At 72.3% G+C, this 26,192-nt stretch carries 25 protein-coding genes; 5 read left to right on the forward strand and 20 right to left on the reverse strand.

The window, feature by feature from the left end:
* Positions 1 to 3: 3 nt before the first annotated feature.
* The 8 genes from nuoH to OG556_RS14900 form a co-directional block, all read right to left on the reverse strand.
* Positions 4 to 1,332, reverse strand: a complete 1,329-nt coding sequence (gene nuoH, locus OG556_RS14865) for an NADH-quinone oxidoreductase subunit NuoH (protein WP_371517464.1) — start codon at positions 1,330 to 1,332, stop codon at positions 4 to 6.
* Positions 1,329 to 3,878, reverse strand: a complete 2,550-nt coding sequence (locus tag OG556_RS14870; RefSeq protein WP_371517465.1) for an NADH-quinone oxidoreductase subunit G — start codon at positions 3,876 to 3,878, stop codon at positions 1,329 to 1,331. Before OG556_RS14870 ends, nuoH begins: the two co-directional genes overlap by 4 nt.
* Positions 3,875 to 5,236: an NADH-quinone oxidoreductase subunit NuoF gene (nuoF, locus tag OG556_RS14875; protein ID WP_371517466.1), complete on the reverse strand. Its 1,362-nt coding sequence runs from the start codon at positions 5,234 to 5,236 to the stop codon at positions 3,875 to 3,877. The genes OG556_RS14870 and nuoF overlap by 4 nt, the downstream gene beginning before the upstream one ends.
* Positions 5,236 to 5,985 carry an NADH-quinone oxidoreductase subunit NuoE gene (nuoE, locus tag OG556_RS14880; protein ID WP_371522708.1) on the reverse strand — a complete coding sequence of 250 codons (750 nt, stop codon included), beginning with the start codon at positions 5,983 to 5,985 and terminating at the stop codon, positions 5,236 to 5,238. The genes nuoF and nuoE overlap by 1 nt, the downstream gene beginning before the upstream one ends.
* 17 nt (positions 5,986 to 6,002) lie before the next feature.
* Positions 6,003 to 7,379, reverse strand: coding sequence for an NADH-quinone oxidoreductase subunit D (locus OG556_RS14885; protein ID WP_371517467.1), 1,377 nt, complete (start codon positions 7,377 to 7,379; stop codon positions 6,003 to 6,005).
* Positions 7,379 to 8,092: an NADH-quinone oxidoreductase subunit C gene (locus tag OG556_RS14890; protein ID WP_371517469.1), complete on the reverse strand. Its 714-nt coding sequence runs from the start codon at positions 8,090 to 8,092 to the stop codon at positions 7,379 to 7,381. The genes OG556_RS14885 and OG556_RS14890 overlap by 1 nt, the downstream gene beginning before the upstream one ends.
* Complete coding sequence (locus OG556_RS14895) at positions 8,089 to 8,643, reverse strand: NADH-quinone oxidoreductase subunit B family protein (RefSeq protein ID WP_063348147.1); 555 nt, start codon at positions 8,641 to 8,643, stop codon at positions 8,089 to 8,091. The genes OG556_RS14890 and OG556_RS14895 overlap by 4 nt, the downstream gene beginning before the upstream one ends.
* 100 nt (positions 8,644 to 8,743) lie before the next feature.
* On the reverse strand, positions 8,744 to 9,103 hold the full coding sequence (locus OG556_RS14900; protein WP_030060100.1) for an NADH-quinone oxidoreductase subunit A: 360 nt from the start codon (positions 9,101 to 9,103) through the stop codon (positions 8,744 to 8,746).
* 564 nt (positions 9,104 to 9,667) lie between these two features.
* On the opposite strand from OG556_RS14900, the gene OG556_RS14905 reads away from it, so the two are divergent.
* The 3 genes from OG556_RS14905 to OG556_RS14915 all read left to right on the forward strand — a co-directional run bounded on the left by OG556_RS14905 (position 9,668) and on the right by OG556_RS14915 (position 11,602).
* Positions 9,668 to 10,351 carry a TetR/AcrR family transcriptional regulator gene (locus OG556_RS14905; protein WP_371517470.1) on the forward strand — a complete coding sequence of 228 codons (684 nt, stop codon included), beginning with the start codon at positions 9,668 to 9,670 and terminating at the stop codon, positions 10,349 to 10,351.
* Between the two features lie 127 nt (positions 10,352 to 10,478).
* Complete coding sequence (locus tag OG556_RS14910; protein ID WP_371517471.1) at positions 10,479 to 11,135, forward strand: peptidylprolyl isomerase; 657 nt, start codon at positions 10,479 to 10,481, stop codon at positions 11,133 to 11,135.
* 104 nt (positions 11,136 to 11,239) lie between these two features.
* Entirely contained in the window at positions 11,240 to 11,602 is a 363-nt protein-coding gene (locus OG556_RS14915) for a MazG-like family protein (RefSeq protein WP_371517472.1), read from the forward strand.
* Between the two features lie 39 nt (positions 11,603 to 11,641).
* On the opposite strand, the gene OG556_RS14920 is transcribed toward OG556_RS14915, so the two are convergent.
* From OG556_RS14920 to OG556_RS14945, 6 genes are all read right to left on the reverse strand, one after another.
* Positions 11,642 to 12,931 carry a geranylgeranyl reductase family protein gene (locus OG556_RS14920; protein ID WP_350877772.1) on the reverse strand — a complete coding sequence of 430 codons (1,290 nt, stop codon included), beginning with the start codon at positions 12,929 to 12,931 and terminating at the stop codon, positions 11,642 to 11,644.
* A gap of 134 nt (positions 12,932 to 13,065) precedes the next feature.
* On the reverse strand, positions 13,066 to 13,761 hold the full coding sequence (locus OG556_RS14925) for a demethylmenaquinone methyltransferase (protein WP_063348153.1): 696 nt from the start codon (positions 13,759 to 13,761) through the stop codon (positions 13,066 to 13,068).
* 137 nt (positions 13,762 to 13,898) lie between these two features.
* Positions 13,899 to 14,486: a hypothetical protein gene (locus OG556_RS14930; RefSeq protein ID WP_371517473.1), complete on the reverse strand. Its 588-nt coding sequence runs from the start codon at positions 14,484 to 14,486 to the stop codon at positions 13,899 to 13,901.
* Positions 14,487 to 14,733: 247 nt separating this feature from the next.
* Positions 14,734 to 15,375, reverse strand: a complete 642-nt coding sequence (locus tag OG556_RS14935; RefSeq protein WP_371517475.1) for a hypothetical protein — start codon at positions 15,373 to 15,375, stop codon at positions 14,734 to 14,736.
* Positions 15,376 to 15,391: 16 nt separating this feature from the next.
* Complete coding sequence (gene mqnC / locus OG556_RS14940) at positions 15,392 to 16,612, reverse strand: cyclic dehypoxanthinyl futalosine synthase (RefSeq protein ID WP_063348156.1); 1,221 nt, start codon at positions 16,610 to 16,612, stop codon at positions 15,392 to 15,394.
* Between the two features lie 168 nt (positions 16,613 to 16,780).
* On the reverse strand, positions 16,781 to 17,680 hold the full coding sequence (locus OG556_RS14945; protein ID WP_371517476.1) for a menaquinone biosynthetic enzyme MqnA/MqnD family protein: 900 nt from the start codon (positions 17,678 to 17,680) through the stop codon (positions 16,781 to 16,783).
* A 368-nt stretch (positions 17,681 to 18,048) separates the two neighbouring features.
* Between OG556_RS14945 and OG556_RS14950 the strand changes: the two genes are divergently transcribed.
* On the forward strand, positions 18,049 to 18,252 hold the full coding sequence (locus OG556_RS14950) for a cold-shock protein (RefSeq protein WP_052580872.1): 204 nt from the start codon (positions 18,049 to 18,051) through the stop codon (positions 18,250 to 18,252).
* A gap of 281 nt (positions 18,253 to 18,533) precedes the next feature.
* Here the strand turns inward: OG556_RS14950 and OG556_RS14955 are convergent, their stop codons facing one another.
* Positions 18,534 to 19,880, reverse strand: coding sequence for a dicarboxylate/amino acid:cation symporter (locus OG556_RS14955; protein ID WP_371517477.1), 1,347 nt, complete (start codon positions 19,878 to 19,880; stop codon positions 18,534 to 18,536).
* A gap of 427 nt (positions 19,881 to 20,307) precedes the next feature.
* Between OG556_RS14955 and OG556_RS14960 the strand changes: the two genes are divergently transcribed.
* Positions 20,308 to 21,516, forward strand: a complete 1,209-nt coding sequence (locus OG556_RS14960) for an MFS transporter (RefSeq protein ID WP_371517478.1) — start codon at positions 20,308 to 20,310, stop codon at positions 21,514 to 21,516.
* Between the two features lie 72 nt (positions 21,517 to 21,588).
* Here the strand turns inward: OG556_RS14960 and OG556_RS14965 are convergent, their stop codons facing one another.
* From OG556_RS14965 to OG556_RS14985, 5 genes are all read right to left on the reverse strand, one after another.
* Positions 21,589 to 22,584: a LacI family DNA-binding transcriptional regulator gene (locus OG556_RS14965; protein ID WP_371517479.1), complete on the reverse strand. Its 996-nt coding sequence runs from the start codon at positions 22,582 to 22,584 to the stop codon at positions 21,589 to 21,591.
* 227 nt (positions 22,585 to 22,811) lie between these two features.
* Positions 22,812 to 23,156: a DUF4229 domain-containing protein gene (locus tag OG556_RS14970; protein WP_371517480.1), complete on the reverse strand. Its 345-nt coding sequence runs from the start codon at positions 23,154 to 23,156 to the stop codon at positions 22,812 to 22,814.
* Between the two features lie 120 nt (positions 23,157 to 23,276).
* Positions 23,277 to 23,804 (reverse strand): N-acetyltransferase family protein, encoded by a 528-nt coding sequence (locus tag OG556_RS14975; protein ID WP_371517481.1) that lies wholly within the window; start codon positions 23,802 to 23,804, stop codon positions 23,277 to 23,279.
* 184 nt (positions 23,805 to 23,988) lie between these two features.
* Positions 23,989 to 25,227: an IS701 family transposase gene (locus OG556_RS14980; protein ID WP_371516237.1), complete on the reverse strand. Its 1,239-nt coding sequence runs from the start codon at positions 25,225 to 25,227 to the stop codon at positions 23,989 to 23,991.
* Between the two features lie 79 nt (positions 25,228 to 25,306).
* Entirely contained in the window at positions 25,307 to 26,191 is an 885-nt protein-coding gene (locus OG556_RS14985) for an IS982 family transposase (RefSeq protein WP_331744010.1), read from the reverse strand.
* Position 26,192: the final 1 nt, after the last annotated feature.

A 26,192-nucleotide genomic window follows, 5' to 3' on the forward strand; every position in this document is an offset into this window, starting at 1 on the left:
GGTTCAGCTCCCTTCGGTATGGTCGGCCCCGTTGAGGGCGTCCTGGAGTTGCTTCGGGGCCCGGCTGCGCCGGCGCGGCACCGGCGGGAGCTCCTGTCCGGGCAGCGGGGGCACCGGGTAGCCGCCCGCCATCGGGTCGAACTCCCCCTTCGGCGGGGCGGGTTCGGGCTCGGGTTCCTTCTTCAGGAAGTCCCGCAGCAGGGCGAGCAGCAGGATCGCCCCGACCGGCGCGCCGACGTACAGCACCACCTCGCCGAAGCCGTAGCCCTCGTTGCGCAGCGCCCGCACGCTCGCGATCAGCACCAGCCACACCAGCGAGACCGGGATGAGCACCTTCCAGCCCAGCTTCATGAACTGGTCGTAGCGGAACCGGGGCAGCGTGCCGCGCAGCCAGATGAAGAAGAACAGCAGCAGCTGGATCTTCAGCGTGATCCACAGCATCGGCCACCAGCCGTGGTTGGCGCCCTCCCAGAAGGTCGACACCGGCCACGGGGCCCGCCAGCCGCCCAGGAACAGGGTGGAGGCCACCGCCGAGACGGTCACCATGTTGACGTACTCGGCCAGCATGAACATCGCGAACTTCAGCGAGGAGTACTCGGTGTTGAAGCCGCCGACCAGCTCGCCCTCGGCCTCCGGGAGGTCGAACGGCGCCCGGTTGGTCTCACCCACCATCGCGATGATGTACACGATGAACGACACCGGCAGCAGCGCCGCGAACCAGGTCGGCTGCTGGTGCGCCACGATCTCCGAGGTCGACATCGACCCCGAGTAGATGAACACCGCCGCGAAGGACAGGCCCATCGCGATCTCGTAGCTGACCATCTGCGCGGCCGAGCGCAGCCCGCCCAGCAGCGGGTACGTCGAACCGGACGACCAGCCGGCCAGCACGATGCCGTAGATGCCGATCGAGGCCGTCGCCAGGATGTACAGCAGCGCCACCGGGAAGTCGGTCAGCTGCATCGCCGTCCGGGTGCCGAAGATCGACACCTCGTTGCCGGCCGGCCCGAACGGGATCACCGCGAAGGCCATGAACGCCGGGACGGCGCAGACGATCGGGGCCAGGATGTAGACCACCTTGTCCGCGCCCTTGACCACCAGGTCTTCCTTGAGCGCCAGCTTCACGCCGTCCGCCAGGGACTGCAGCATCCCCCACGGCCCGTGCCGGTTCGGCCCGATGCGCAGCTGCATCCAGGCCACCACCTTGCGCTCCCAGACGATCGCGATCAGCACCGTCAGGACGAGGAAGCCGAAGCAGAACACCGCCTTCAGCAGCACCATCCACCACGGGTCCTGCCCGAAGAAGTGGAGCGTCTCGTACGGCTGCGGAGTCATCGCTCCTCCCCTTCGCTGCCCGCATCGCCCGCCGCGGCCTCGGCCCGCGCGGCCGGCTCGGGGGCGGCCACGGCGATCGTGACCAGATGGCCGACGGTGGTGCCGAGCGCGCGGTGGGCGCCGCCCGGCGTGGAGTTGAGCGGGATCCAGACCGTGCGGTCCGGGATCGAGTCGGTGACCTCCAGCGGCAGGGTCAGCGAGCCGGCCGGGCCGGTCAGCCGCAGCGCCCCGCCCCCCTCGGCGCCGGCCTCCGACGTGCCGGCCTCCGACGCGCCGATCTCCTTCGCGGTGGCCGGCGAGACCCGGGCCACCGCCCGGTGCCGGGTGCCCGCCAGGTGCGGATCGCCCTGCTGCAACGTGCCGTTGTCCAGCAGCTGGCGCCAACCCGCCAGCACCGCCTGGCCGGTGGCCGGGCGGGGCAGCACGCCGGGGTGCGCGGCCGGGTCCGCGGACCGGTCGCCCGCCCACGGAGTGAAGTGGTCCAGCTCCAGCCGGGCCGCCCGGACGTCCGGCAGGCCCAGCCGGTGGCCCAGCGCCTCCGCCAGCATGGTCAGCACCCGCAGGTCCGGGTACAGGTGGCGGCCCATCTGCTGATCGGGCTTGAGCGCCGCCTCGAACATCCGCAGCCGGCCCTCCCAGTCCAGGAAGGCGCCGGCCTTCTCCGCCACCGCCGCCACCGGTAGCACCACGTCCGCGCGCGCCGTCACCGCGGAGGGCCGCAGCTCCAGCGACACCACGAACGGCACCGCCGCCAGCGCCGCGTCGGCCAGCGCCGGATCCGGCAGGTCGTCCGGGTCGACGCCGCCGACCAGCAGCGCGTCCAGCTCGCCGTGCGCGGCGGCCGTCAGGATCTGCTCGGTGTCCCGGCCCGGCCGGGACGGCAGCTCCGCCACCCCCCACACCCCGGCGGCCTCCGCCCGGGCGGCCTGAGCCGCCACCGGACGGCCGCCGGGCAGCAGCCCCGGCAGCAGGCCCGCCTCGACCGCACCGCGCTCGCCCGCCCGGCGCGGCACCCACGCCAGCCGGGCGCCGGTCGCGTGCGCCAGACGCAGCACCGCCGTCAGCGCGCCCGGGGCGGCGGCCAGCCGCTCGCCCACCAGGATCACCGCGCCCGGGCCGCGCAGCAGCTCGGCGGCCCGCCCGGCCTCGTCGTTCAGCGGCTCGTCGGCGGCCAGCGCGGCGAACCACTCCGCCTCCGTGCCCGGGGCGGCCGGCAGCAGCGCGCCGCGCAGCTTGGCCAGGCCCCGGGAGGCGAACGCCGCCACCGAGTACACCTTCAGGCCCCGGTCGCGGCTGGCCTTGCGCAGCCGCAGGAAGACGATCGGCGACTCCTCCTCCGGCTCGAAGCCCGCCAGCAGCACCGCCGGAGCCTGCTCCAGCTGCTCGTAGGTCAGGCCCTCGCCGTCCACGTCCACGCCGCGCCCGGCGACGGCGGCGGCCAGGAAGTCCGCCTCCTCACCGCTGTGCGGGCGGGCCCGGAAGTCCACGTCGTTGGTGCCGAGCACCACCCGCGCGAACTTCCCGTACGCGTAGGCGTCCTCGACGGTGACCCGGCCGCCGGTCAGCACCCCGGCGCGGGCGCCGCGCAGTCCCTCGGCGGCCCGGGCCAGCGCCTCCGGCCAGGAGGCGGGCACCAGCTCGCCGTCCACCCGCACCAGCGGGGTGGCGATCCGGTCCCGCTGCTGGGCGTAGCGGAACGCGAACCGGCCCTTGTCGCAGTTCCACTCCTCGTTGACCGCCGGGTCCTCGCCCGCCAGCCGGCGCAGCACCTTGCCGCGCCGGTGGTCGGTGCGCTGGGCGCAGCCCGCGGAGCAGTGCTCGCACACGCTCGGCGAGGAGACCAGGTCGAACGGGCGGGAGCGGAAGCGGTAGGCCGCCGACGTCAGGGCGCCGACCGGGCAGATCTGGATGGTGTTCCCGGAGAAGTACGAGTCGAGCGGCTCGTCGTCCCCGGTGCCGACCTGCTGGAGCGCGCCGCGTTCCAGCAGGTCGATGAACGGGTCCCCGGCGATCTGCTGCGAGAAGCGGGTGCAGCGCGCGCACAGCACGCAGCGCTCCCGGTCCAGCAGCACCTGGGTGCTGAGCGGGATCGGCTTCTCGTAGGTGCGCTTCATCCCCTCGAAGCGGGTGTCGGCGTCACCGGTGGACATCGCCTGGTTCTGCAGCGGGCACTCGCCGCCCTTGTCGCAGACCGGGCAGTCCAGCGGGTGGTTGATCAGCAGCAGCTCCATCACGCCGCGCTGCGCCTTCTCGGCCACCGGTGAACTCACCTGGGTGCGCACCACCATGCCCTCGGCGACCGGGATGGTGCAGGAGGCGACGGGCTTGCGCTGACCCTCGATCTCGACGATGCACTGCCGGCAGGCGCCGGCCGGGTCGAGCAGCGGGTGGTCGCAGAAGCGCGGGATCTGGGTGCCGATCCGTTCGGCGGCCCGGATCACCAACGTCCCCTTGGGGACCTGCACTTCGACGCCGTCGATGGTGAGCGTGACCAGCTCGACCGCGGCCTTGTCGCCCGTGGAGGTGGATGGCTCTGTGATCGTCACGCGTGCACCTCCCTTTCGGTGGCGGACTGGTGGCCGGGGCGGGGGCCGTCGGCCCAGACGGTGGAGGCGGCCGGGTCGAACGGGCAGCGGCGCTCGGCCAGGTGCTGCTCGTACTCGGCCCGGAAGTGCTGGAGGGAGGAGACGATCGGGCTCGCGGCGCCGTCGCCCAGTGCGCAGAAGGACTTGCCGTTGATGTTGTCGGCGATGTCGAGGAGCTTCTCCAGGTCCCCGTCGACGCCCGCGCCCGCCTCGATCCGCTTGAGCAGCTGGACCAGCCAGTAGGTGCCCTCGCGGCAGGGGGTGCACTTGCCGCAGGACTCGTGGGCGTAGAACTCGGTCCAGCGGGTGACCGCCCGCACCACGCAGGTGGTCTCGTCGAAGACCTGCAGCGCCTTGGTGCCGAGCATCGAGCCGGCCGCGCCGACGCCCTCGTAGTCCAGCGGGACGTCCAGGTGCTCGTCGGTGAACATCGGGGTGGAGGAGCCGCCCGGGGTCCAGAACTTGAGCCGGTGCCCGGGGCGGACGCCGCCGCTCATGTCCAGCAGCTGGCGCAGCGTGATGCCCAGCGGCGCCTCGTACTGGCCGGGGTTGGTGACGTGGCCGGAGAGCGAGTACAGCGTGAAGCCGGGGGACTTCTCGGTGCCCAGGCCCTTGAACCACTCCTTGCCGCGGGCCAGGATCGGCGGCACCGAGGCGATCGACTCGACGTTGTTGACCACCGTCGGGCAGGCGTACAGGCCGGCGATCGCCGGGAACGGCGGCCGCAGCCGGGGCTGGCCGCGGCGGCCCTCCAGCGAGTCCAGCAGTGCCGTCTCCTCGCCGCAGATGTAGGCGCCGGCGCCGGCGTGCACGGTGATGTCGAGGTTGACGCCGGAGCCGAGGATGTCGCGGCCGAGCAGCCCGGCCCGGTACGCCTCGGCGACGGCCGCGTGCAGGCGGCGCAGCACCGGGACGACCTCGCCGCGCAGGTAGATGAACGCGTGGTCGCAGCGGATCGCGTAGGAGGCGATGATCATGCCCTCGATCAGCGCGTGCGGGTTGGCGAACATCAGCGGGATGTCCTTGCAGGTGCCCGGCTCGGACTCGTCCGCGTTGACCACCAGGTAGTGCGGCTTGCCGTCGTTCTGCGGGATGAACTGCCACTTCATCCCGGTGGGGAAGCCCGCGCCGCCGCGACCGCGCAGCCCGGCCTCCTTCACCAGGGCGATCACGTCGTCCGGCGGCATCGCGAGGGCCGCCTTGAGGCCGTCGTAGCCGTGGTGGCGGCGGTAGGTGGCCAGCGTCCAGGGCCGTTCGTCGTCCCAGGAGGCGGACAGGACGGGGGTGAGCAGCTTCTCGGCCGGCTCGGCGGCGGTCATCACGCTTCCGTCCCTTCGTGGCCGGTGCCCTCGTGACCGGTGCCTTCGTGGCGGGGTGCGACGACCTTGGTGCCGCCGGTGCCGGGCAGCGCCTCGCCCTTGGCCAGGCGCAGGCCGGCCATCGAGGGCGCGCCGCCCGCGCCGGACTCGTCGTTGGCACCCGGGCGCTCGTCGGGGAAGCCCGCCAGGATCCGGGCGGACTCCTTGAAGGTGCACAGCCGGGCGCCGCGGGTCGGCCGGACCTCCCGGCCCGCGCGCAGGTCGTCGACCAGCCGCTTGGCGCTCTCCGGGGTCTGGTCGTCGAAGAACTCCCAGTTGACCATCACCACGGGCGCGTAGTCGCAGGCCGCGTTGCACTCGATGTGCTCGATCGAGATCTCGCCGTCCCCGGTGGTCTCGTTGTTGCGCACGCCGAGGTGCTGCTGGAGCTCGTCGAAGATCTGGTCGCCGCCGAGCACCGCGCACAGGGTGTTGGTGCAGACCCCGACGTGGTACTTCCCGGCCGGGCGCCGCCGGTACATGGTGTAGAAGGTGGCGACGGCGGTGACCTCGGCGGTGGTGAGGTCCAACTGCTCGGCGCAGAACCGGATGCCGGTCGGGCTGACGAAGCCCTCCTCGGCCTGCACCAGGTGCAGCAGCGGCAGCAGCGCCGACCGGGCCTGCGGGTAGCGGCCGATCAGCTCCGCGGCGTCGGCGGCCAGCCGGGCGTGCACCTCCTCGGGGTACGGTGTGGCCGGCAGCGCCGGCATCCCCAACTGGACGTCTGTCACCGGTCCACGCCTCCCATCACCGGGTCGATCCCGGCCACCGCGACGATCACGTCGGCGACCTGGCCGCCCTCGCACATCGCCGCCATCGTCTGCAGATTGGTGAACGACGGGTCCCGGAAATGGACCCGGTACGGGCGTGTCCCGCCGTCGCTGACCACGTGGACGCCCAGCTCGCCCTTGGGCGACTCGACCGCCGCGTACGCCTGGCCGACCGGGACTCGGAAGCCCTCGGTGACCAGCTTGAAGTGGTGGATCAGGGCCTCCATCGAGGTGCCCATGATCTTGCGGATGTGGTCGAGCGAGTTGCCCATCCCGTCGGGGCCGACGGCGAGTTGGGCGGGCCAGGCGATCTTCTTGTCGGCCACCATCACCGGGCCCGGCCGCAGCCGGTCCAGGCACTGCTCGACGATCCCCAGCGACTGCCGCATCTCCTCCAGGCGGATCAGGAAGCGGCCGTAGGAGTCGGCGCTGTCCGCGGTCGCGACCTCGAAGTCGTAGTCCTGGTAGCCGCAGTACGGGTCGGTCTTGCGCAGGTCGTGCGGCAGGCCGGTGGCGCGCAGGATCGGGCCGGTGGCGCCGAGGGCCAGGCAGCCGGGCAGGTCGAGGAAGCCGACGTCGACCAGGCGGGCCTTGAACACCGGGTTCCCGGTGGCGAGTTTGTCGTACTCGTGCATCCGGGAGCGCAGGGTCTTCACGCACTCGCGGATCTGGTCGACGGCGCCGGGCGGGAGGTCCTGGGCGAGGCCGCCGGGGCGCACGTACGCGTGGTTCATGCGCAGGCCGGTGACCAGCTCGAAGACGTCCAGGATCAGCTCGCGGTCGCGGAAGCCGTAGATCATCAGGGTGGTGGAGCCGATCTCCATGCCGCCGGTGGCCAGGCAGACCAGGTGCGAGGCGATCCGGTTGAGCTCCATCATCAGCACCCGGATCACGCTGGCCCGGTCCGGGATGTCGTCGGTGATGCCGAGCAGCTTCTCGACGGCCAGGCAGTACGCGGTCTCGTTGAACAGCGGGGTCAGGTAGTCCATCCGGGTCACGAAGGTGGTGCCCTGGACCCAGTTGCGGAACTCCATGTTCTTCTCGATGCCGGTGTGGAGGTAGCCGATGCCGCAGCGGGCCTCCTTCACCGTCTCGCCGTCGATCTCCAGGATCAGCCGCAGCACGCCGTGGGTGGACGGGTGCTGGGGGCCCATGTTGACGATGATGCGCTCGTCGTCGGCCCGGCCGACGGCCTCGACCACCTCGCCCCAGTCGCCGCCGGTGACCGTGAAGACCCGGCCCTCGGTGGTCTCCCGGGACTCTGCCTGCTCGGTCTCCTCGTGGGGTCGGGTCTCTTCGTCGTGCCGAGCATCTTCGTGGTGCCGAGTACTCATCAGCTGTACGACCTCCGCTGGTCGGGAGCCGGGATCTGGGCGCCCTTGTACTCGACGGGGATGCCGCCGAGCGGGTAGTCCTTGCGCTGCGGGTGGCCCAGCCAGTCGTCCGGCATCATGATCCGGGTGAGCGCCGGGTGGCCGTCGAAGACCAGGCCGAAGAAGTCGTAGGCCTCGCGCTCGTGCCAGTCGTTGGTCGGGTAGACGCTCACCACGGAGGGGATGCGCGGGTCGGCGTCCGGCGCGGTGACCTCCACCCGGATCAGCCGTCCGTGGGTGATCGACCGCAGGTGGTAGACCGCGTGCAGCTCGCGGCCCTTGTCGTCGGGGTAGTGCACGCCGCTCACGCCCAGGCACAGTTCGAAGCGCAGCGCCGGGTCGTCGCGCAGGGTGCGGGCGGTCCGGAGCAGGTGGGCGCGGTCGATGTGGAAGGTGAGCTCGCCGCGGTCGACGACGGTCTTCTCGATCACCTCGGCCGGGTCCAGGCCCTGTTCCTCCAGGGCGCCCTCCAGCTCGTCGGCGACCTCGTCGAACCAGCCGCCGTACGGCCGTTCGCTCGGGCCGGGCAGCACGATCGGCGCGGCCAGGCCGCCGAAGCCGGAGGTGTCACCGCTGTCCTGGGCGCCGAACATGCCCTGCCGGCGGCCGACCACCTCGACCGGGATCTCGCGGACCGGGTGCTCGCGACGGGTCTCGGGTACCTGCTCGTTCATCGCAGCAGCCCCCGCATCTCGCTGACCGGGGTGGCCTTGAGGGCGAGCGCCTCGCCGAGTTCCTCGGCCCGGATCCGGTTCGCGCCCAGCGGCTCGTGCTGGATCTTGTCGTGCAGCTTCAGGATGGCGTCCATCAGCATCTCCGGGCGGGGCGGGCAACCGGGCAGGTAGATGTCCACCGGGACGATGTGGTCGACGCCCTGCACGATCGCGTAGTTGTTGAACATCCCGCCCGAGGAGGCGCAGACGCCCATCGAGATGACCCACTTCGGGTTGGCCATCTGGTCGTAAACCTGGCGCAGCACCGGGGCCATCTTCTGGCTCACCCGACCTGCCACGATCATCAGATCGGCCTGCCGGGGGGAGCCCCGGAACACCTCCATGCCGAACCGGGCCAGGTCGTAGCGGCCGGCGCCGGTGGTCATCATCTCGATCGCGCAGCAGGCCAGACCGAAGGTGGCCGGGAAGAGTGACGCCTTGCGCACCCAACCGGCGGCCGTCTCCACGGTCGTGAGCAGAAAGCCGCTCGGCAGCTTCTCCTCGATTCCCATCAGATCCCTCTCAATGCCCTCAAGAAGCCCTCAAGTCCTGTGGTACGTCGGCCCGTTCGGGCTTGTCCGCTCGTTCACAAAGGCGGCGGCCACCCCGCGCTCAGTCCCACTCCAGGCCGCCGCGGCGCCACACGTAGGCGTAGGCGACGAAGACCGTGGCGATGAACAGGAGCATCTCGACCAACCCGAAGATCCCCAGGGCGTCGAAGGTCACCGCCCAGGGGTAGAGAAAGACGATCTCGATGTCGAAGACGATGAAGAGCATCGCCGTCAGGTAGTACTTGATCGGGAACCGACCGCCGCCCACGGGCTGCGGGGTCGGCTCGATGCCGCACTCGTACGCCTCCAACTTGGCCCGGTTGTACCGCTTGGGGCCGGTGAGTGAGGCCATCACGACGGAGCCGACCGCGAACGCCGCCGCGATGGCACCGAGTACGAGGATCGGCGCGTAGGCATTCATAGCCCCCGCTCCCTCCGTCCAGTCGTCCTTGACTGCAGATCGGAACCGGCGGGTCACGCTGTGGTGAACCCGCGTTCCGGTTCCCGGAATCCACCCCATGTGAGGCAGTTCACAAAGCCTGGAACGAGCGCATCCTATGCCCGTCGGCTTGTGATCTGCGACACGCAGTTCAACGTCATCTTTGTGATCTACGCCACGATGGGAATCGTGCCGAATATGAACATGCCCAGAGTTGTCGACGCAAAGAAGTCAAATGGTCACAATCAGTCGCATTTACCTGTGAAGCGGCTGGTCAGAGCCGCGCTCCTATATCAACTATGCGTCCACCGGAGCAAATTTAGAGGCGTCATGTTGACGTGTTATAGCGGCTCACCCTGAGGGGTGGCGGGGGTCCGAACGCTCGCTTGACCCTTCGTTCACAAGCGTGCGGAACGGCCCTCGGAGCCGGCGGCCCCGGGCTCGACGGTCGGCGGGACTCCACCCGTAACGCGACAGAAGTCGCCTTACGATGGGCGTGGCGAGACCGCCACGCCACGGCAAGCCCTGACGCGACTGGAGTCGACCGTGCACGAGAGCACCCCCGGGACGAACCACCCCGGGACTGACCACCCCGAGCCCCGCACCCCGACCCCGCGCCCCGGCGGCCGCAGCGCCCGGGTCCGGGAGGGCGTGGTCGCCGCCACGCTCGCCGAGATCACCGAGAAGGGGTACGACGGCCTCACCGTCGAGGCGGTCGCGAGCCGCTCCGGCGTCCACAAGGCGACGCTGTACCGGCGGTGGGGAGGGGTGGACGGCCTGGTCGCGGACGCCCTGACCGCCTCGGCCGACCAGCCCTGGCCGCTGCCCGACACCGGCGACCTCCGCGAGGACCTGCGGCTGATCACCCGGGAGGTGTTCACCGTCTTCACCGATCCCGACCTGGGCGCCACCCCCACCGCGCTGATCTTCGCCGCCCAGCGCTCCGACGCCGGCGCGACCGCCCTGCGCGCCTTCTTCGCCTCCCGCCACCGCCAGGCCGCCGAGGTCGCCGAACGAGCCGTCGCCCGGGGCGAGTTGCCCACCGGAACGGACGGCGCCGAGGTGGTCCGGGCCGCCACCGCCCCGCTCTACTACCGGCTGTTCGTCACCGGCGAGCCGCTGGACGCCCACACCGCCGAACGGGCCGCCGACGCCGCCGCGCTGGCCGCCCGCGCCGGGCTGTTCACCTCCGCACCCGAGGCCAACCCCGGCCCCTCGAAGGACTCCTGACCCTCCATCCGCCCGGCGGGCCCCGAACCCCACCGATCCCTGCCTACCCCTACCGGATCCCCGCCCCGGCGTGGATGATGTCGCCATGCCAACCCCGCCGTCCACCACCCCTCGGAAGGCCCGTCACGTGAAGCGCGCACCCTGGGCCCTGCTCGCCGTCGCCACCGTCCTCCCGCTGACGGCGAGCACCGGCACCGCCGTCGCGGACACCCCGCCGCCCGCGCCCGCCTGCGCCTACACGCCCGCGGTGCCGGCCGACAACTTCAAGGGCATCCCGGTCTTCGACGCCAAGAAGGCCGCCCAGCCCTACCGCGCCACCCTGCGCACCAGCCAGGGCGCGATCACCTTCCAGGCGCTGACCGACAAGGCGCCCTGCACCACCTTCTCGTTCCGCTTCCTCGCCGAGCACGACTACTTCGACCGCAGCCACTGCCACCGCCTCACCACCCAGCGGCTCTACGTCCTGCAGTGCGGCGACCCGACCGGAACGGGCAGCGGCGGGCCCGGCTACTCCTTCCCGGACGAGAACCTGACCGGCGCCACCTACCCGGCCGGCACCGTGGCGATGGCCAACGCCGGTCCGAACACCAACGGCAGCCAGTTCTTCTTCGTCTGGAAGGACACCAAGCTCTCCCCCGCCTACACCCCGTTCGGCCGGATCACGGCGGGCCTGGACGTCCTGCAGAAGATCGCCGCAGGCGGCGAGGACGACCAGAACAACCCCGGCGACGGCTTCCCCACCCTCCCCGTGAACATCCGCCACGTGAAGATCAGCACCCGCTGACCGGGAGCCCGCCCCCGCACCGTCCGCCCCCACGCCGTTCCCGTACGCCCGCGGCGCCTCCCGTACGGTGGCAGCACCAACGACACCGCACGGGAGCAGCGCGCATGGACAGCCGGATCTGGGAGAGCGTGGACCACCTCGTCGCGTGGCTCGACGAGCAGAGCACGCAGTCGCCCCGGGAGGAGCGCCTGCTGCGGATCCTCAAGCTCTCCGAGGAGGTCGGCGAGGTCGGCGCCGCGGTGATCGGCGCCACCGGCCAGAACCCGCGCAAGGGCGTCACCCACAGCTGGGAGGACGTCCAGCACGAGCTCTGCGATGTCGTCTTCACCGCCCTCGTCGCCCTCCGGACGCTCACCCCCGACGCGGCCCGGGTCTTCGCCGACCGCCTCGTCTACGTCGAACAGCGCACCGCCGCCTCCCGCCGCCCGGCGGACGGGGAGCGGAAGACGGCGGAGGAGACGCCCTGAGGCCTTTGGCAGGGGGGCCGGGAGAGGGCCCCGGGCCCGCTACGCGTTGGGCGCGACCTTCGCGAGGCCGTTGATGATGCGGTCCATCGCGTCGCCGCCCTGCGGGTCGGTGAGGTTGGCGAGCATCTTGAGGGTGAAGCGCATCAGCATCGGGTGGGTGAGGCCGCGCTGGGTGGCGAGCTGCATCACCTTGGGGTTGCCGATGAGCTTCACGAAGGCGCGGCCCATCGTGTAGTAGCCGCCGTAGACGTCCTTGAGGACGCGCGGGTAGCCCTGCAGGGCGCGCTCGCGCCCGGTCTCGGTGACCCGGGCGTGGGCCTGGACGATGACCCCGGCGGCGATCTGGCCGGATTCCATCGCGTAGGCGATGCCCTCGCCGTTGAACGGGTTGACCATGCCGCCCGCGTCGCCGACGAGCAGCAGGCCGCGGGTGTAGTGCGGCTGCCGGTTGAAGGCCATCGGCAGCGCGGCGCCGCGGATCGGGTCGGTCATGTTCTCGGGGGTGTAGCCCCACTCCTCCGGCATGCCGGCGCACCAGGCCTTGAGCACCTCGCGCCAGTCGAGTTCGCCGAACGCGGGCGAGGAGTTGAGGATGCCGAGGCCGACGTTGGAGGTGCCGTCGCCCATGCCGAAGACCCACCCGTACCCGGGCAGCTGCTTGCGCTGGCCGCCGCGGGTGTCCCACAGCTCCAGCCAGGACTCCAGGTAGTCGTCGTCGTGGCGCGGCGAGGTGAAGTACGTCCGGTAGGCGACGCCCATCGGGCGGTCCTCGCGGCGGTGCAGGCCCATGGCGAGCGAGAGCCGGGTGGAGTTGCCGTCGGCGGCGACCACCAGCGGGGCGCGGAAGGTGACCGGCCGCTTCTCGTCGCCGAGCTTGGCGGTGACGCCGACGATCCGGCCGGTGCGCTCGTCCAGGACGGGCCCGCTGACGTTGCAGCGCTCGTAGAGCCGGGCACCGGCCTTCTCGGCCTGACGGACCAGCAGCTCGTCGAAGTCGGCGCGCTTGCGGACCAGGCCGTAGTCGGGGAAGGCCGACAGCTCGGGCCAGTCCAGCTCCAGCCGGACGCCGCCGCCGATGATGCGCAGGCCCTTGTTGTGCAGCCAGCCGTTCTCGGTGGAGACGTCGATGCCCATGTCCACCAGCTGCTTGGTGGCGCGGGGGGTGAGGCCGTCGCCGCAGACCTTCTCGCGCGGGAACGCGGTCTTCTCCAGCAGCAGCACGTCCAGCCCGGCCTGGGCGAGGTAGTACGCGGTGGTGGACCCGGCCGGACCCGCGCCGACCACGATGACGTCGGCCGTGCTCTCGACCGGGCTGTCCGGCTTCGTCAGATCGGCTGCGGTCTCGGTCACGGTGGACACTCTCCTGGAGCTGCGGCTGTGGGGACGGCGGCTTTTGTCTCCGGCAGTCTAGTTCCGTCCCCGCCGCCGGAAACGACCACGCCCCCACCCCGCCGGTCCGACGGCTACCCGAGCTTGTACGCCCGGTGCAGCGCGACGATGCCGCCGGTGAGGTTGCGCCAGGCGACCTTGGACCAGCCGCTCTCCTGCAGCCGGGCCGCCAGCTCGGGCTGGTCGGGCCAGGAGCGGATGGACTCGGCGAGGTACACGTACGCGTCCGGGTTGCTGCTGACCGCGGTGGCGACCGGCGGCAGGGCGCGCATCAGGTACTCGGTGTAGACCGTCCGGAACGGCGTCCAGGTCGGGGTGGAGAACTCGCAGATCACCAGCTTGCCGCCGGGCTTGGTGACGCGCTGCATCTCGCGCAGCGCCGCGTCGGTGTCCTGGACGTTGCGCAGCGCGAAGGAGATCGTCACCGAGTCGAAGGTGCCGTCCGCGAACGGCAGCCGGGTGGCGTCGCCGGCGGTGAGCGGCAGCTCGGGGTGGCGGCGCTTGCCCTCGACGAGCATGCCGACGGAGAAGTCGCACGGGACGACCTGCGCGCCGGCCTCGGCGAAGGGCAGCGAGGAGGTGCCGGTGCCGGCTCCGAGGTCGAGCACGAGGTCCCCCGGTCCGGCGGCCACCGCCTCGGCCACCGCCCGGCGCCAGGCGCGGGCCTGGCCGAGGGACAGCACGTCGTTGGTGCGGTCGTACTTGGCCGCGACGTCGTCGAACATGGCGGCGACTTCGTGCGGCTGCTTGTCCAGAGAGGCTCGGGTCACGCCCCCATTGTTCACCCTGGCGCCGACACCCCGACCAACGGGGCACGCCGCGGGGCGTCCGCACCCGCCGTACGGGCCCCGCCGCACGCCCCCGCCGTCCAGCGCCCCCGCCCGGCCCACCGGTGCCGCGCGCCCCGTCAGTGCTGCGCGCGCCGCCCGCCCGCCCGCCGCCGACGCCGGGAGCGCTTGCCGTGGGTTATCGCGGGCATCCCGTCGGCCAGCGCCCCGGTCGCCAGGGCGACGGTGGTGGCCAGCCGGCCCTGCCCGGCGCGGACCGCGAGCGCCCGCCGGTGCCGCCGGATGCGCAGCACGCAGATCACGAACATCCCGACCGCGACCGGCACGCTGAACCGGGCCAGGCCCACGCCGACCGGCTGCGGGTAGGTGTCGCCGCAGATCCGCACCGCGCCCGGGTCGTCGGCGGCGTGCTCCAGGCAGATCGGGTCCCCGATCCTGGCGCCGTCGGCGAGCGGCAGCGCGGCCGCGGTGTGCGACTGGCCGGACGCCCGGTAGCTGACGGCACTGTAGGAGCCGCCGCCGGTGGGCAGCTGGGTGACGACGCCCTCGACTCTCACGGGGTGGGCGCCGATCCGGTCGGCCTGGTCGGCCTGGCGCCAGCCGAGCAGGCACATGCCGACGGCCAGCACGGCGCTGAGCACGGCGGCGAGGTACCAACCACGGCCCAACCGCGGGGATCGCGGCGGGGGGACGGTCGCGGATCGCATGGTTCCTGTCCTGGCTTGCCTTCGGGGCCTGGGACACGGCCCCGCCACCCGCGGGCACGGGCGGTAGGTGGTGAGGGTACGGAGTGAGCTGTCCGGGATCGTATCCGCTGGCGGGCCCTCAGGTCACGGCGAAGGGGGAATCACCCCACAGGGTGGACAATGGAGTTCGACGGCACACGAAGGAAGTGCCGTGCGCCGCAAGGAAGTCCGACTACCGGCGGGTACGCCGCCCGGTTCCCGGCCCCGTTCAGCGCCGCCGGTACACCAACCGTCCGCCCAGCACCGCGGCCAGGCAACCGCCCGGCGATGGCTGGGCGAAGCCCTCCCCAACGGCCGGGAACACCGCGAAGTCGGCCCGGCCGCCCGCCGCCACCCGGCCGTGCACGGCCGCCGTGAGCGGCAGCACCGCCAGCGGGTCCAGCGGGCCGTCCCCCGGGTCCGTCGCGTCCGGGGCGCCCGGCAGCGCGACCAGCCCGGAGCGCGCCACGGCCGTGCGCACCGCGGCCCGCTCGAACGGCCCGGCCACCGCCGTCACCCCGAACCCGAGCATCCGTTGCAGCCCGCGCCGGGCGCTCGCGCCGCAGCGCCCCTCGTCGACGGAGCCCGTCAGCCCGTCCGCGACCGGCTCGACGCCGATCTCCTCGCGCGGGTCCGGGTGGTAGGCGTGCTCCAGCAGCCGGTGCCCGTACGGGTTGCGCAGCCCCGGCGTGAGCACCGCGGCGCCCCAGTCCCGCAGTCGCGCCCCCGGGTGCGCGGCGGCCAGCTCCCGGTACGGTCCGACGGCCTCGACGCGGTCGCCGCGCACCAGCACCGCCCCGTCCGGGAGGGACGGGGCGGTGGGGTCGGCCGGGTCGGGCAGCACCAGGGCCGCCCGGTGCAGGGTCAGCACGGCGGTGCCCCGGGCCTCAGTTGTCCAGGATCTTCAGCTCGGGGTGCGCGGTGCCGCCCTCGATCGCCGTGGAGGCGATGTGCGAGGCGACCCGCGGGTCCACCGGGTCGTTGGCCGGGTCGTCCAGCACCCGCAGGTGCTCGTACGTGGTCGCGCGCTGCGCCGGGACGCGGTCGGCGGCCCGGATGAGGTGGATCAGCTCGGTGAGGTTGGAGCGGTGCTTGGCACCGGCCGCCGAGACGACGTTCTCCTCCAGCATGACCGAGCCGAGGTCGTCCGCACCGTAGTGCAGCGACAGCTGGCCGGCCTCCTTGCCGGTGGTGAGCCAGGAGCCCTGGATGTGGGCGATGTTGTCGAGGAACAGGCGGGCGATCGCGATCATCCGCAGGTACTCGAAGACGGTGGCCTGCGTCGAGCCCTTCAGGTGGTTGTTCTGCGGCTGGTAGGTGTAGGGGATGAAGGCCCGGAAGCCGCCGGTGCGGTCCTGCACGTCGCGGATCATCCGCAGGTGCTCGATCCGCTCGGCGTTGGTCTCGCCGGTGCCCATCAGCATGGTGGAGGTGGACTCCACGCCGAGGCCGTGCGCGGCCTCCATGATCTCCAGCCAGCGCTCGCCGGACTCCTTGAGCGGGGCGATCGCCTTGCGCGGCCGCGCGGGCAGCAGCTCGGCGCCGGCGCCGGCGAAGGAGTCCAGGCCGGCCCGGTGGATCCGGGTGATGGCCTCCTCGATCGAGACGCCCGAGATCCGGGCCATGTGGTCGACCTCGGAGGCGCCCAGGGAGTGGATCACCAGCTGCGGGAAGTCGGCCTTGATGGCCGAGAACGCGCGCTCGTAGTACTCCACGCCGTAGTCCGGGTGGTGGCCGCCCTGGAACATGATCTGGGTGCCGCCCAGTTCGACGGTCTCGGCGCAGCGGCGCAGGATCTCGTCGAGCTCGCGGGACCAGCCCTTGTCGCTCTTCGGCGGCACGTAGAAGGCGCAGAACTTGCACGCCGTCACGCAGACGTTGGTGTAGTTGATGTTGCGCTCGATGATGTACGTCGCGATGTGCTCGGTACCGGCGTAACGGCGGCGGCGCACCGCGTCGGCGGCGGAGCCGAGCGCGTGCAGCGGCGCCGAGCGGTACAGCTCCAGCGCCTCCTCCGGGGTGATCCGGCCACCGCCGGCGGCGCGGTCGAGCACGGCCTGCAAATCGGTGCTGGGCGCATCGAGGGTGGTCGCTGCGAGCTCGGTCACCTGGCCGCCTTCTCTCTCTCGGATACTGCAGTTCTCGGCGCTGCCGACCCCCGGACGGCGGGCGTCCGGGTACGGCCGAACCAGCCTACGCCAGGCCTTTCGGGCGTCCGCGTCAGCCCGCTGCCCGTCGGCCCCGGAGCACCCGAGCACCGGAGCGCCCCGTCGCGCTCAGCCGACCGGCAGCGCCGCCGGCTCCAGCAGCCGCACCGCGACGTCCGACGCGAAGCCGCTGTCGTGCGCGACCCGGCGGGCGAACTCGGCGACCCCGGCCAGCTGCCGCTCGCCGAGCGAGAAGTCGAGGGCCTCGCTGAAGTACCGCTCCAGCACGTCCGCGCCGAAGGCCTCCCAGCGGGCGGCCTGTTCGGCGACCTTGGCGGCCTCGACCAGTGAGAGGTCGCGGGACTCCAGGAAGGCCCGGTGCACGGCCGCGGTCAGTTCCGGACGGCGCTCGGCGAACTCGCGGCGCACGGCCCAGACGGCGAAGACGAACGGCAGGCCGGTCCACTCCTTCCACATCTCGCCGAGGTCGTGGACGGTCAGTCCGAGGTCGGCGGCCTGGCCGAGGTAGGCGCGCAGCGCCGGGTCGCCGATCAGGACGGCGGCGTCGGCCTCGGCGAGCATCGAGCTGAGGTCGGGCGGGCAGCTGAAGTAGTCGGGGCGGACGCCCTCGCGCTCCTCCAGCAGCAGCCGGGCGAGCCGGACGGAGGTGCGGCTGGTGGAGCCGAGGGCGACGCGGCGGCCGTCCAGGTCGGCGAGCGGCACCTTGCTGACGATGAGGCACGACATCACCGGGCCGTCGCTGCCGACCGCGATGTCGGGCAGCACCAGCAGGTCGTCGGCGTTGCGCAGGTACTCCACGCAGGTGATCGGACCGATGTCCAGCGAGCCGTCGACGAGCTGGTCGCTCAGCTTCTCGGGAGTGTCCTTGGTGAGGTCGAGGTCCAGCAGGTTGCCGGTCCTGGCGAGGCCCCAGTAGAGGGGGACGCAGTTCAGGAACTGGATGTGGCCGACGCGAGGCCTGACCGGGTGTTCCTGGGGCTCCCGCGATTGTCCGTCCGGTGCTGCCACTGCGCCGCTCCCTTGTACTGTTCGTGCGCTTTCCCGCAGCGTATGCCTGCTGTTCACAAAGGCTTGCACCGGGCACCCGACACGCGCCCGCGAGGCCTGCGGGAGGCCCCCGCGGGGCCCTACGACACGCGCCGTGGGGGCCGCAGTTCACCCCTGGTCGTCACAGCGACCGCATGCTAGCGTTGCCCTCAGTTGCAGTTTGATTCCCCTTGCAGTACTTGAAGCCTGCGGAGCATGTAACCGCGGGCTTTTTGTAGTTTTTCAGCAATATCGAAAAACTTCGGACTCGTCCGGAGGCAGGGCGATCAGCGCAGCGGACCGGGTGCCACACGGTGTGGCCCCGACACGTCCCTCGCAAGGAGAACGGCATGGCCACGGGAACCGTCAAGTGGTTCAACGCTGAGAAGGGCTTCGGCTTCATCGCCCAGGAGGGCGGCGGCCCCGACGTCTTCGTCCACTACTCCGCCATCAACGCGAGCGGCTTCCGCTCGCTGGAGGAGAACCAGGCGGTGAACTTTGACGTCACCCAGGGCCCGAAGGGCCCGCAGGCGGAGAACGTCACCCCCATCTGACATCCTCTGATGTTCTGATCGCTCGGGACCCCAGCGGGTCCGTCGACGGCTCCCGACAGCCGTCACCATGAGCACAAGAGCAACACCCAAGGGGGCCCGCCCAACCGGCGGGCCCCCTGCCTTTTCCCCGGGCCTTTTCCCCCAGCCTTCCCCCGGCCTTTCTCCCGACCGCACGCCCCGGGGAGCAGCACACCACCCGCGCCCCCGCGGCACGCACGAGGGCCCGCCCCCGCACCGGGGAGCGGTGCGGAGGCGGGCCCTGGTCGCCGAGCCGGCGGGGATCAGGCGGCCACCGGGGCCGCCTTGTCCGTCTGCGCCGGGGCGGCGGCCGACGGCGCGTCCTCGTACAGGTCGCCGGAGGGGCGGTTGTAGGCGGCGACGTCGAGGATCTTCTCCCGCGAGGCCACCAGGACCGGCACCAGCACCTGGCCCGCGACGTTGGTCGCGGTGCGCATCATGTCGAGGATCGGGTCGATGGCGAGCAGCAGGCCGACGCCCTCCAGGGGCAGGCCCAGGGTGGAGAGGGTGAGCGTCAGCATGATGATCGCACCGGTGAGGCCTGCGGTGGCGGCCGAGCCGACGACCGAGACGAAGGCGATCAGCAGGTAGTCCCGGATGCCGAGGTCGATGTTGTAGACCTGGGCGACGAAGATCGCGGCGATCGCCGGGTAGATCGAGGCGCAGCCGTCCATCTTGGTGGTGGCGCCGAACGGCACGGAGAAGGACGCGTACTCGCTGGGGACGCCGAGGCGCTCGGTGACGCGGCGGGTGACCGGCAGGGTGCCGACCGAGGAGCGCGAGACGAAGGCCAGCTGGATGGCGGGCCAGGCGCCCTTGAAGAAGTTGACCGGGTTCAGGCCGGCGGCGAACTTCAGCAGCAGCGAGTAGACGACGAAGAGCACCAGCGCGCAGCCGACGTAGATGTCGAGGGTCAGCGTGGCGAACGGCTTGAGCAGGTCCCAGCCGTACTTGGCGACGGACTTGCCGATCAGGCCGAGGGTGCCGAGCGGGGAGAGCCGGATGACCCACCACAGGGCGGTCTGGGTCAGCTCCAGGACGGACTCGCTGAGCTTGAGGACCGGCTCGGCCTTGCTGCCGAGCTTGATGATCGCCGCGCCGACCACGACCGCCATGAAGACGATCTGCAGCACGTTCACCTTGGCGAAGGCGTCGACGATGTTGGTCGGGAAGATCCCGGTCAGGAAGTCGATCCAGGAGCCCTTGGAGTCGAGCGCCTTGAGGCCGTCGGTCTTGAGGTTGGTGCCCTGGCCGGGGTTGGTCAGCAGGCCCAGGCCCAGGCCGACGGCCACCGCGATCAGCGAGGTGATCATGAACCAGAGCAGCGTGCGGGTGGCCAGGCGGGCCGCGTTGGTGACGTTGCGCAGGTTGGCGACGCTCACCACGATCGCGGTGAACACCAGCGGCGGGACGGCCAGCTTGAGCAGCTGGACGAAGATCTTGCCGATGGTCTCCAGGGTGGTGGCCAGCCAGGAGATGTCGGCGGCGCGGGCCAGGTAGCCCAGGCCGACGCCGAGCAGCAGGCCGCCGACGATCTGGACCCAGAACGGGGTCTTGCGGATTCTCGCGAGCACGGACGGCGACGGGGTCGCCTCGGGCGCTGTGGACATGACGGTGCGGCTCCGGGGGAGGGCGTTGCTTCGACGGTGGGGGTGTGGCGGAGGAGGCGGCACGGCGCGCGGGCCGGGCGGGGAGGTCCCGGCCCCCGGTCAGGGGCGTGCCGCCGGGATACAGCTCATGGCGCGACAACGGCGCGGGCTGTCCACAGCACCGGTCAGAGCGCACGGGCGGGCGGCGCCGGGCAGCGAGCCCTGGCCGTGCTTCCGCGATGCGTCTGAGGTGGTCATGGCCGACACATTAGCAGCAAAGGTTTGAGATGTTCAAAGTAGTTGTTTGAGGTTGGAGCGAGATCCGGACACGAACGAAGCTGACACACCATCAGATCATCCCCACCGGCCCGATTGACCGCTGAACAGTTATACGTATAACTTTGACGGCGTCCCCGCCCCCGCCTGCCCAGACCGGAGAAGACGCCCGATGGGCTACCTCGCCCTGCTCCGCGCCCCCCATGTCAGCCGCCTGCTCCTCGGCACCCTGCTCGGCCGCCTGCCCGCCGGCATGACCGCCCTGGTGATCGCCCTCGCCCTGCGCGAGGCCGGCGCGCCGTACGGGCGGATCGGACTGGCCACCGCCGCCTACGCGATCTCCGCCGCCGTCGGCGGGCCGGTGCTCGGGCGGATCGTGGACCGCACCGGGCAGCCCCGCGTCCTGCTCGTCTCCGCCGTGCTCGCCGGCGGCGGGTACGCGCTGCTCGCCCTCGCCCCCGGCTCCGGGATCGCCGCCCCGCTCGGCGCCGCGATCGCCGGGCTCGCCATGCCCCCGCTCGAACCCTGCCTGCGCTCGCTCTGGCCGGACGTGGTGGAGGAGGAGCAGCTCGACACCGCCTACGCCTTCGACTCCGCCTCCCAGCAGATCCTCTACGTGGCCGGCCCGCTGGCCGTCGCCGGGATCGCCGGCCTGTTCAGCCCGGTCGCCGCGCTCTGGATGGCCGCCGGACTGGGGCTGGCCGGCGCGCTGATCGTGGCCACCGCCGCCCCGGCCCGGGCCTGGCGCGCCCCGGCCCGCGCGCACTCCGCCGGGCTGCTCGGCCCGCTGCGCTCCCCCGGCCTGGTGCTGCTGCTGGTCGGACTGGCCGGGGCCGGCTGGGCGGTCGGCGCGCAGAACGTGCTGTTCATCGCCTACGCCGAGCACCACGCCGACGCCCTGCCCGGCGGCGCGGGCACCCTGCTGGCGCTGGCGGCGCTCGGCGGCCTGCTCGGCGCGCTCGCCTACGGCGCGGTGAAGTGGCGCAGCAGCACGGCCACCCGCACCTGGGTCATGGCGCTCGCGATGGCCGCGTCCTACCTGCCGCTGGTGCTGCTGCCCGGGCCGTACCCGATGGCCGCGCTGGCCTTCCTCTCCGGGATCGGGCTGGCGCCGCTGCTGGCGGCGGCGTTCGTGCTGGTCGCCGAGCTGGCGCCGACCGGGACGGTGACCGAGGCGTTCGCCTGGCTGGTGACGCTGTTCGCGACGGGCAACTCGCTCGGCTACGCGGTGTCCGGCAACCTGGCCGAGGACTCGCTGCGGCCGGTGGCGCTGTGCGCGGCGGGCGGGATCGCGCTCGGCGCCCTGCTGCTGTTCGGCGCCCGCCGCTGGTTCCACCCGGTGCCGCCGGCGCCGTCGGTGCGGCCGGTGCCGGTGGGCTGAGGCCCCCACAGACGACCGCGCCCACCGGGGTCTGGCCGGCGGGCGCGGTCTTTCGTTCTCCCCTGCTCCTGCCTACGGCTTCGCGCCCCGCCCCGGCGCGCCGACCGCCGGCGCGGTGGAGGAGCGCAGCACCAGCGAGGTGGCCAGCGGCGGGACGGGCGCCGCCCGCTCGCCGCGCAGCAGGCCCGCCAGCGCCGCCGCGCCGACCCGGCCCAGCTCCTCGCCGGGCAGGTCGACGGTGGTCAGCGGCGGGGCCAGCAGCGCGGCCACCGCGACGTTGTCCATGCCGACCACCGACAGGTCGGCCGGCACCCTCAGCCCCAGCTCGGCGGCGGCCTGGTACACCCCGGAGGCGACCACGTCGTCGTCGCAGATCACCGCGCGCGGGCGGTCCGGGCGCTCCAGCAGGCGGTGCGCCACCGTCCGCGCGGCCGGCTGGCCCTCGTTCAGGCTCACACCCAACTCCACGACCTCCAGGTCGAGTTCGGCGGCGACCTGCTCGAACGCGGCCTGCCGCACCCGGAACGTGTACGCGGAGTGGGTGGAGCGCAGCCGCCCGATCCGGCGGTGGCCGAGCCCGGCCAGGTGCTCGACGGCGGCGCGCATCCCGCCCGCCACGTCGAGTTCGACGGTCGGCCGGGCCCGGTCGGTGCCCGGGTCGGCGTCGAGGAAGACGACGGGGGTGTCGGCGGGCAGTTCGCCGAGCTGGCTGTCGTCCGGGGAGCAGATCAGCAGGCCGTCGAAGCGGCTGGTGGTGGCGGCCTCGGCGAGGGTGGCGCTCCCCCAGCCGGAGCTGACCACGACCGCCAGGCCGTGCCGGCCGGCCTCCTCGTGGACGCCCTCCAGCACCCGGCCGAAGAACGGGCCGAGGATGTTCGGCACCGCCAGGAGGATCATCCCGCTACGGCCGAGCCGCAGCTGCCGGCCGGCCGCCTGCGGGCGGTAGCCGAGGCTGCGGGCGGCCTCCCGGACCCGCTCCCGGGTGGCGTCGGAGACCCGGCGGCCGGCCTCGGCGCCGGAGAAGACCAGCGAGACGGTGGCCTGGGAGACCCCGGCGAGCCTGGCCACGTCCCGGCCGGTGGGCCGGCGCACCGGGGCCGGCCAGGTCCCGGCCTCCCCCTCGACGGCTGCCTCGGGCGACGCGGCCGACCCGCTCGACGCGGACGGCCCGGACGGCGGGTCGGCCGGTCCGGGCCCGGAAGCCGCAGAAGCGGAAGCGGAAGCGGGGTCGGGGTCGGAGGCGTCCGAGGCGGCGGAGTCGGGCACGGCGGCTGCGGCTGCGGGTCCGGCCGGGGTCAGCTCTGCCGGACGGCGGCCGCCCGGGCCGCCTCGTCGGCGGCGTCCTCCTCGGCGTTCTGCGCGGCGATCCGCTCGGCGGTACGGCTGCGCAGGCCGGAGACCTTGGTGGTGATCTGGGCGGACATGTCGTCGCGCTGACGGCTCAGCAGCACGTAGCTGAGCGGCGCGGACGCGATCGCGGCCAGCAGGAACAGGAAGATCACTCCGGCCTGGCCGCTGACCGGGATGATCTTGAAGTGCCCGAGCAGCAGGGCGACCAGCAGGCAGCCGAGGAAGATGCTGACCCGCAGGGAGGTGTAGCGGAGCGTGGCGTGCGACTTCTCCTGGCCGGTGCTGCTCACGGGACACATCCTTTTCACTGGTCTGGGCGGGGGCCGGTCTCCCAGTGAAGCATGCCTGACGGGGGGCGTGGGGAAGGGGGCGCCCGTCCCCCGCCCGCCGCCGCCCGGCCGTCCTGCGGATCAGCGCAGGTCGAGCCACATGGTGATCTCGTCACGGTCGTCCCCGGGGGCGACCCGGACCGCGGCCGGCACCCGGCCGACCTCCCGGTAGCCGCAGCGGGTGTAGAAGCGCTCCAGGCCCTGGCCGCCGCGCGCGGTCAGCCGCAGGCTCTCCAGGCCCCACTCCCGAGCCGTCCGCTCGGCCTCGGCGAGCAGCCGGACGCCGTAGCCGCGGCCCTGGCAGTCGGGGTGCACCATGACCCGCTTGAGCATCCGCCAGTGCTCCATCAGACCGAAGCGCATCGACTCGAAGAAGAGGACGCCGACCAGCCGACCGGTGTCACTTTCGTGGGCGACCAGCAGCCGGTCCGGGCCGTCCGGCGCGACCCCGGCGAACTGGTGGTCGGCGGTGTCCCAGACCTCGTCCTCCGTCACCGGCGCCACGAAGCCGACCGCGCCGCCGGCGTTGGTGACGTCGGCCCACAGCCGGACGACGGCGGTGCGCAGGTCCGGGTCGAGCTTCGGGTCCAGGGTGAAGATGAGCGCCATGGCTGCGGAGCCTAGCTCTCCGGTCCGACAGGCCCCCGACCCGCCCTAGTAGTACTTCGTTAGGTCTGGCGTGGTCGGGTGCGTCCCGGTCGGCGTGTGGTGGGTAACTCGCGGTGGCAGGTGGGGCATTCGCCGGTCCAGGCCCGTATCAGGTCCTGGATGGTGTCGAGGACTCGGTAGAAGGTCAGGCCGGCGTCTCGACTTTTGGGTCGAGGCGCCGGAGGGTGAGGAAGGCGTGGGCGGCGGTGACCAGGGTGACGTGGTGGTGCCAGCCGCGCCAGGTGCGGCCCTCGAAGTGGTCCAGGCCCAGGCCGTGTTTCATCTCGCGGTAGTCGTGCTCGATGCGCCAGCGGATCTTGGCCAGGCGCACGAGGCGGCGGATCACGGTGTCGGGTGGCAGGTTGGTGAGCCAGTAGTCGGTGGGCGCGGTCGCGCCGGGAGGCCATTCGACCAGCAGGGTCTCGGCCGGTAGGACGCCGTTCCATGCGGCGCCGCCGCCGGCCTCGGCGGCGGCGAGCGTCCGGGGGATCTTCCCCGCGGGCCGCACCTGCAGGACGCGAAAGCGCGAGCGCATCGCCCCGCGGCTGCCCTGACGCCAGGTGACCTGCCGAAACGCACGGCGCCCGCCTTCGGTGGCGAGCTCGTGCAGGGCGACGGAATCCGTGCGGTAACGGGGCAGTGTCCTGCGGCCGGCACCGCCATAGGCGGGCGCCACCGGTTCGGCGTCGTGGCGGTGCGCGGTCTCGTCGCCGCGCACCGCCACGATGTAGTCCAGGCCCCGTGAGCGCAGGGCATGGCGGAACGCGGCGGACTGGCCGTAGCCCGCGTCGGCGACCACGACCTGCGGGGCGAGCCCCCAGGAGATCAACTCTTCGAGGGCGTCGACGGCCAGGCGCCACTTCTCGACGTGCCCGACCTCCGGTGGCAGGCCGGTGCGACGGCGGCGGGCATCGTCACGATCGTCCCACTCCGGCGGCACGAACAGCCGCCAGGACAGCGGGCCGGAGGCCTGGTCGGTGACGGCGTGGACGCTCACCCCGACCTGGCAGAGAGAGCGTTTGCCCAGCGCGCCGCAGTACTGCCGAGACGTGGCCACGGACTGGTCGCCGGCCTTCGGGAACGAGGTGTCGTCGATCACCCACGCCTCCGGCGCGAGGGCGGCGGTCATCTTCCGTGCGATCTGCCGCAGAACCGGCGTGTGGTCCCACGGCGACTGGCTGACGAACTGCTGCAGCGCCTGCATGTTCCCGTCCGGCAGCCGCTCGGCCATCGGCTGGATCGACTTGCGCCGCCCGTCCAACATCAGCCCGCGCAGATAGCAATCCCCTTGCCGGCGCTGATCCTTGCGCGCGAGCGATGCGAAGACCTCGGCCACGAAGTCGCCGAGGTCCCCACGAAGCTTCTCCACCTCACCAAGATCCACAGACCGCAGCATGCACCGCCACGACCACAAGATCAAATCAACCTAACGAAGTACTACTAGATGAATGAGTCCGATGTCCTCAGTGGTCATAGGCGATGAGTGAGCGCTTGAGCGCGGCGCCGGTGTTCCAGTTGTGCCAGATCGCGGCGGCGAGGGCGAGCAGGCGTTGACCGGTGCGGGCGAAGACGCCGGCCTCGGTTCGTGCGCCGTGCTGTTCGAGACTGAGCTGGCCCTTGAGGGTGTCGATGACCGCCTCGATCCACTGGCGGACGCGGGCGAGCCTGCCGAATCGGGCAGGCTCGCCCTTGCGGTCGGGCCGGACCAGGTGCGCGCCGAGCTCGTCGGTGACGAAGGCCTCGAACGCGGCTCCGGCGAAGCCTTTGTCGCCGAGGATCACCTGGCCCCGGCGCACGAGGTGTCGGTCACGGCCGAGCATGGCCTCCATGACCTCGCGCTCGCCGAGTTTCGGGTTGGCCAGGCACCAGCTGACCGGCATGCCCTCGGCCGTGGTCAACAGGTAGAGCCGCAGACCCCAGAAGAAGCGGGAGTGACTGGCGCAGTAGCCGTACCCGGCGGTGCCGGCCAGGGCCGAGCGCTTGACCGTCTCACGGGAGGCCGCGCAGGGCAGCGGCGTGGAGTCGATCAGCCGCAGGTCGTCGTGCCAGGTCGGCACCTGCCGGGCCAGTGCGCCGACGACCTGCGGGATGAGCGGGCCGGCCGCGTTCAGACGCTTGTTGTAGCCGGACTGCCCCGGCAGGTACGGGAACAGGTGCCGCAGCCGGCCACTCGCGAAGCGGTGCCAGTGCCTCGCCGACGGGAAGCCGAGCAGTACCTGCGCCACAGCCAGGCACAGCAGTTCCGCATCCGAGAGCCTCGGAGGTCGCCCGATCCGGTGACGAGGAGCCATGTGATCGTCGATGAACACGTACAGTGCCGTCAGAAGGGTGTCCAGGTTCGTCTTCACA

The sequence above is a fragment of the Kitasatospora sp. NBC_01300 genome (assembly GCF_041435235.1).
Taxonomy (GTDB): Bacteria; Actinomycetota; Actinomycetes; order Streptomycetales; family Streptomycetaceae; genus Kitasatospora.